We start from the raw sequence: 6166 nt of genomic DNA, 5'->3' as shown, positions 1-6166 counted from the left end.
TTGCAGCAACTGGTGGATGCCCATGTCGAGCAGCCTCTGGTCGGCCCGCCGGTGGTGAATGTGCTGGCCTTGAACCGGGCGCTGGAAAAGCTCGCCCTGTAGCCAGCTGCTACAAGTTTGTATGTCGATGATTTGAGTCCAGAGAGAACAATGCATGAGTGATTCCGGCCGCGCCGACGCCCTGTTAGCCGATCTGTCCCATGACGGCCGCGGCCGGCTCAAGGTCTTCCTTGGCGCCGCCCCGGGCGTCGGCAAGACCTACGCCATGTTGCAGGCGGCGCACACGCAATTGCGCCAGGGGGTGAAGATCCTGGCCGGGGTGGTGGAAACCCATGGTCGGGCGGAAACCGAAGCCTTGCTCGGTGGCTTGCCGCAACAGCCGCTGGTGCGTTCCGAATACCGCGGGGTCATGCTCGAAGAGATGGACCTCGACGGCCTGCTCAAGGCCAAACCCAAGCTGGTATTGGTGGATGAACTGGCCCATACCAACGCCCCCGGCAGCCGGCACGCCAAGCGCTGGCAAGATGTTCAGGAACTGCTGGCGGCCGGTATCGACGTCTTCACGACGGTCAACGTGCAGCATCTGGAAAGCCTCAACGATCAGGTCCGCGGCATTACCGGGGTGCAGGTCCGCGAGACCCTGCCCGACTGGGTGCTGCAGGAAGCCTACGAGTTGCTGCTGGTGGACCTGCCGCCGCGAGAACTGCTGGAGCGCCTGCGCGAAGGCAAGGTGTATGTGCCGGAGCAGGCCAGGGCGGCGATCGATGCGTTCTTCACCCAGACCAACCTCACCGCGCTGCGTGAGCTGGCGATGCAGGCCGCGGCGGCGCAGGTCGACGACGATCTGGCCCAGGGGTATCGCAAGCTCGGGCAGGCCGCGCCGGCGGTGCGCGGACGCTTGCTGGTAGGGGTCGATGGCGACGCCCAGGCCGAGCGCCTGGTGCGTCATGCCAGCCATGTCGCCCGGCGGCGGCATCTGCCCTGGAGCCTGGTGCATGTGGATGACGGCCGGGTGCCTGACGAGCAAGCTCGCCAGCGCCTGCAAAGTGCCCAGCAACTGGCCGAGCGCCTGGGCGGCGAGGTGGTCCTGCTGCGGGCCGGCGAAGTGGCCAAGACCCTGATCCAGCATGCCGCGGAGCGGCGCGCCAGCCTGGTGCTGGTGGGGCAGTCACGCAAACGCCTGCGCCGCCGTTTGTTCGGCGGCGGCCTGGCGGCGCGCCTGCTGCGCAACGCCCAGGGCCTGGAAATCAACGTGCTCGACAGCGAGGACGAACCCGGCCAGCCGCGCCTGCGGGTGGAGCGTTCGCTGGTCTGGTTCGACTACGCCCTGGCGGTCCTGGCGACGGTCCTGGCTTCGGGGCTGTCATGGGCGGTGGCGAGCGTGCTGGCGTTGCCGAACATCTCCCTGGTGTTCCTCGCCGCAGTGCTGCTGGTGGCGGTGCGCAGCAGTCTCGGGCCGGCGCTGGTGTGCGCGGCGTTGTCGTTCCTGACCTACGATTTCCTGTTCATTCCGCCGACGTTCTCCTTCGCCATCCAGCGCGAGGAGGACGTGTTGACGCTGCTGTTCTTCCTGTTGATGGCGGCCCTGACCGGCAACCTGGCGGCGCGCCAGCGTCGGCAGTTGCAGGCATTGCGCGACACCCAGGAAGAAACCAGCGAACTGCTGGACCTGTCGCGCAAACTCACCGCCGCCACCGACCGGCAGGCGGTGGTCAGCGCCGCGGCGCAGCACCTCAATGGCTGGAAGGAATTGCAGCTGTGCCTGCTCAATCGCGACGGGCAGGGTGGCTGGAAGGTCGAGACGGGTGGGCCCTTGCAGTTTTCCGAGTCTGAACGGGCCGCCGCCGACTGGGCTTGGCAACACGATCAACCGGCCGGGATGGGCACTGGAACCCTGCCTTTCGGGCGCTGGTGGTGGTGGCCCTTATCCGTCGACGAGGGCCCGCTGGGCTTGCTTGGAGTTTGTCCGAAAGAAGGCGAGGAGTTCAACGCTCAGCGTCGTCGCCTGTTGAGTGCCTTGAGCCAGCCCCTGGCCCAGGCCTTGGCCCGGGCACAGTTGGCCGAGGATCTGGAAGCGGCGCGCCTGCACGGCGAAACCGAGCAATTGCGCAGTGCGCTGCTGGCCTCGGTGTCCCATGACCTGCGTACCCCCTTGACCTCGATGCGCGGCAGCATCGACAGCCTGCTGGCGCTGGGGGAGGCGATCCCCCTGGAAGACCGTCGCGAACTGCTCGAAGGCACGCGGGATGAGGCCGAGCGCCTGGATCGCTACATTCAGAATCTGCTGGACATGACTCGTCTCGGCCATGGCTCGTTGAAGCTGGCGCGAGACTGGGTGGCGCCGGCCGATATCGTTGGCAGCGCGCTGAGTCGCCTGCGAGTGGTGCTGGCGCCGCTGCGGGTCAGCACCGAACTGCCGGCCGAACTGCCGTTGCTGTTCGTGCATGCGGCGCTGATCGAACAGGCGCTGATCAATGTCCTGGAAAACGCCGCGCGCTTTTCACCGGCCAACGGCCGTTTACAACTGAGTGTCGCGACCCGCGATACCGAGCTGCTGTTTGCCGTGAGCGACGAGGGGCCGGGAATTCCAGTGGAAGATCGGCCGCGGATTTTCGACATGTTCTACACCGCGGCACGGGGCGATCGAGGCGGGCAGGGCACCGGCCTGGGACTGGCGATCTGTCAGGGCATGGTCGGTGCCCATGGCGGGCGCATCACGGTGGGCGAAGGGATCGACGGGCGTGGTACCTGCATCACCTTGTGCCTGCCGCTGCAGGTGCAACCCGAGCTTGAAGGAGAGGCCTGAGTGCCGGTAAAAAAGCGTCAACCCAACGAGGCCAGGAGGGCCGCACATGTTCTTTACGATCCAGAGCCACGCCTGCGCTACTCTTGCGCCACTTATTTGTCTTGAAGCGAAACCATGAGCCAGACCGCGACCATCCTGGTCATCGATGACGAGCCGCAGATCCGTAAATTCCTGCGCATCAGCCTGGTGTCCCAGGGCTACAAAGTGCTTGAAGCCGGCACCGGCAACGAAGGCCTGGCCCAGGCGGCGCTGAATAAGCCGGACTTGCTGGTGCTCGACCTCGGCCTGCCGGATATGGACGGCCAGCAGGTGCTGCGTGAGTTTCGCGAGTGGTCGGGCGTACCGGTGCTGGTGTTGTCGGTACGGGCCAGCGAAGGGCAGAAGGTCGAAGCGCTGGACGGTGGCGCCAACGACTACGTGACCAAGCCCTTTGGCATCCAGGAGTTCCTGGCGCGTATTCGTGCGCTGTTGCGCCAGGCACCCGCCGGCGAAGCGCAGGAAGCAGCCCTGGATTTCGGCCCGCTGACCGTGGACCTGGCGTATCGCCGGGTACTGCTCGACGGTGCCGAAGTGGCGTTGACGCGCAAGGAATACGCCGTGCTGGCGCAACTGGCGCGGCACCCGGGGCGGGTGATCACCCAGCAGCAACTGCTCAAGGATATCTGGGGGCCGACGCACACCGAGGACAGTCACTACCTGCGTATCGTGGTCGGGCATCTGCGGCAGAAGCTGGCGGACGATCCGACCCGGCCACGCTTTATCGTGACCGAGGCCGGGGTGGGGTACCGCTTGCTGGGGGCGCAGGAGTGAGCGGGCTCGCGGCGCTCTTTCAGTTCAGTTCGTTCTCGTAGCGGTCCAGGGTGTCGCTGGCAATTTCCCGCCCCAGTGCGATCAGCTCCGGAGCCTTGTAGAACTCGAAGAAACGGCACACCCGCTTGGGCACGTTGATCAGGATGTCCGGCGGGTAACCGGCGATCTTGTACTGGGCCAGCGAGGTCTGCATGACCTCGAAGCTCTGGTTGATCAGGTCCAGCAGGGAAGCGGGGCCGACGTTATCGATAATGAACGAGCCGGTGGCCGATTTCGGGGCGCCATCGGTTTCCGGAGCCGCGGCCGGTTGCTGGGCCTCGGGCTCGGCGGATTCGATCCAGGGGTTGCCGATGTCGGCTGCCTCGCTGCGCAGCGCTTCCTGTTCGAGCAGCAGCAGTTGTTCGGCTTGCTTGCGGCGAAAGGGCAGGTGCGAGCCCAGGGAGTTGATCAGGCTGTCGAAGCGGCTCTTGAAGGCGGCGGGGCGCTGGATCACCGGCAACTGGTAACGACGCTGGTTGGTCGAGTTGAGGTTGACGGCGATGATCAGGTCGCAGTGGCTGGAGACCACCGGCACGATGGGCAGCGGGTTGAGCAAGCCGCCGTCCACCAGCATGCGATTGCCTTGCATGACCGGGGTGAAGAGGCTGGGGATCGCCGCCGAAGCCCGCATGGCCTGGTGCAGACAGCCTTCCTGGAACCAGATTTCCTGTTGGTTGGTCAGGTCGGTGGCCACGGCGGTGTAAGGGATGCGCAGGTCTTCGATGTTGATTTCGCCGACGATCTTGCGGATCTGGCCGAATACTTTCTCCCCGCGTATCGCCCCCAGGCGAAAGCTGACATCCACCAGCCGCAGCACATCCAGATAGTCCAGGCTTTCGATCCAGCTGCGGTAGTCGTCCAGTTTGCCGGCGGCGTAGATACCACCGACTACCGCGCCCATGGAACAGCCCGCGACACAGGCAATGTCGTAACCACGTCTTTCGATTTCCTCAATCACCCCGATGTGGGCGTAACCCCGGGCACCACCAGAGCCCAGGACCAGTGCGACACGCTTTTTCATGACTCGATCCTTCGCCAGACAGGTTTCCACAATGCACCCATCGAGGGTTTCGGTTCAATCACTGACGGCCTCTGCGGGCCCTGGATAGAGGGATTTTTTCCAGTGTTTTGCCGCATGGGGTTATGCTCGCGCGGCTATATTTTCCCTGACGAGCCAAGGCACTTTTAGTGGCGGCGATCGTCTTACGTTCACGATTGTTTTTATTGTTCGCAATTGCTTCTTATCGTTCACGACTGTTTCCCCCCCTACTTTGAGGTGTCATTGATGAAAGCCTGGATCTGTCTACCGTTGATTGCATTGGTACTCGGTGGTTGTGCTGGCAAGACCGCCTATCGCGACAGCTGCGGTACGCAACTGGATGCGGCCTGGCATGAACTGGACCTGGCCAAGGCCGAAGGTTTCGCTGGCACAGTCAGCTATTCCAAGGCCCTGTCGCTGCTGACCGGGGCCAAGACCCAGCAGCAATTCGAAGCCTTCGAGGGCTGCACCAGAAAAGCCGAAAAGGCCCGTTTCTATATTCGTGAGTCGCGCGCCGGCCGCTGATCGCAAGGCTGCCGTTTGCCGCTAGACTGAAGAGCGCTCTTCAGTTTCCGTCTCGCAGGCGTCGTGAGCGCGCCTGCCAGTCATGCCAGGGCCCGGCCGCAGTCTTTGTGCTGCGAGCCGGGTCATTCGTTTCGGGAGTCAATGATGTCTGCCTTGGTTGATCGGTTGGTGGCACAGGTGTTGGGGCTGGAGGTGCGCTTGCTGGCGTGCCAGGCGCGTTTGCAGGCGGTGACCGACCCCGAGGCGCTGCACGATCTGCGTACCACGGTGCGCCGCTTGCGCAGCCTGTTGCGAGCGTTGCGCGGCTTGCCTGGTGTCGAGCAACTGGAAGCGGCGGCTACGGCGGTCGGGCAACTGACGACGCCGTTACGCGACCGTGAGGTCCTGGCTGCGTACCTGCATCAGCATGACTACCATCAGGCCGCGGAACGCCGTACCGCGGGGCTGGCGGATGAATACCGGACAGTGGCGACGGGCTCCGAACTCCAGCAGCTGCTGCTGGTGCTGGATGCCTTCCCGCGTTTCCTGCGGGCGGCGCAACGTCAGGAGCTGTTGCGCAGTTTGCGCAAGCGCATCGAAAAGCGCCTGTCCAAGCAATGGAAGGCACTGGACGAGGCCCTGCACGATCCGGCTCATGATCGGCATCGTTTGCGCCTGCTGATCAAGCGTGTGCGCTACGCCGCCGAGGCTTATCCCGAACTTGCCGAACTGTCGCCCAAGGCGGTCTCTCGCCTGAAGGCCGCTCAGGGCGCACTGGGCGACTGGCATGATTGCTGGCAATGGCTGGCCCAGGCCGAACGGCAGGCGGACCTGTTGCCTTGTGTTCCGGTCTGGCACGCCACCATGCACAAGGCCGAGGGTCGTGCCGATCGGGTGCTCGACAAGCTGAGCGCGGCCTGTTTCCGTAGCTGACTCCCGGCTGGCGGCTTATCTGTCAGTCTTTTTGG

The 6166-nt window shown here is 64.4% G+C and carries 5 protein-coding genes and 1 pseudogene; 5 read left to right on the top strand and 1 reads right to left on the bottom strand.

Annotated features, from left to right (window positions below; all coding sequences use genetic code 11):
* From J4E58_RS31985 to J4E58_RS17175, 3 genes and pseudogenes are all read left to right on the top strand, one after another.
* A pseudogene (locus tag J4E58_RS31985) lies at positions 1 to 102 on the top strand (potassium-transporting ATPase subunit C); the annotation flags it as partial.
* 52 nt (positions 103 to 154) lie between these two features.
* The gene (locus J4E58_RS17180) at positions 155 to 2806 is read left to right on the top strand and encodes a sensor histidine kinase KdpD (protein ID WP_087092747.1); all 2652 of its coding nucleotides are present in this window, start codon (positions 155 to 157) and stop codon (positions 2804 to 2806) included.
* 114 nt (positions 2807 to 2920) lie between these two features.
* The gene (locus tag J4E58_RS17175) at positions 2921 to 3616 is read left to right on the top strand and encodes a response regulator (RefSeq protein ID WP_085531724.1); all 696 of its coding nucleotides are present in this window, start codon (positions 2921 to 2923) and stop codon (positions 3614 to 3616) included.
* Between the two features lie 19 nt (positions 3617 to 3635).
* On the opposite strand, the gene J4E58_RS17170 is transcribed toward J4E58_RS17175, so the two are convergent.
* A complete protein-coding gene (locus tag J4E58_RS17170; protein WP_007931359.1) occupies positions 3636 to 4676 on the bottom strand; it encodes a patatin-like phospholipase family protein in 1041 nt (346 codons plus the stop codon).
* Between the two features lie 264 nt (positions 4677 to 4940).
* Here J4E58_RS17170 and J4E58_RS17165 point away from each other — a divergent pair, with 264 nt between their 5' ends.
* Positions 4941 to 5219 (top strand): hypothetical protein, encoded by a 279-nt coding sequence (locus J4E58_RS17165; RefSeq protein WP_009050148.1) that lies wholly within the window; start codon positions 4941 to 4943, stop codon positions 5217 to 5219.
* Positions 5220 to 5363: 144 nt separating this feature from the next.
* On the top strand, positions 5364 to 6131 hold the full coding sequence (locus J4E58_RS17160; RefSeq protein ID WP_087092748.1) for a CHAD domain-containing protein: 768 nt from the start codon (positions 5364 to 5366) through the stop codon (positions 6129 to 6131).
* Positions 6132 to 6166 lie beyond the last annotated feature (35 nt).

This window comes from Pseudomonas sp. FW305-25 (genome assembly GCF_017351415.1).
In the GTDB taxonomy this organism is placed as follows: domain Bacteria; phylum Pseudomonadota; class Gammaproteobacteria; order Pseudomonadales; family Pseudomonadaceae; genus Aquipseudomonas; species Aquipseudomonas chlororaphis.
Note: the sequence above shows the minus strand (reverse complement) of the source record. Positions and strands in the feature narration are given on the sequence as shown.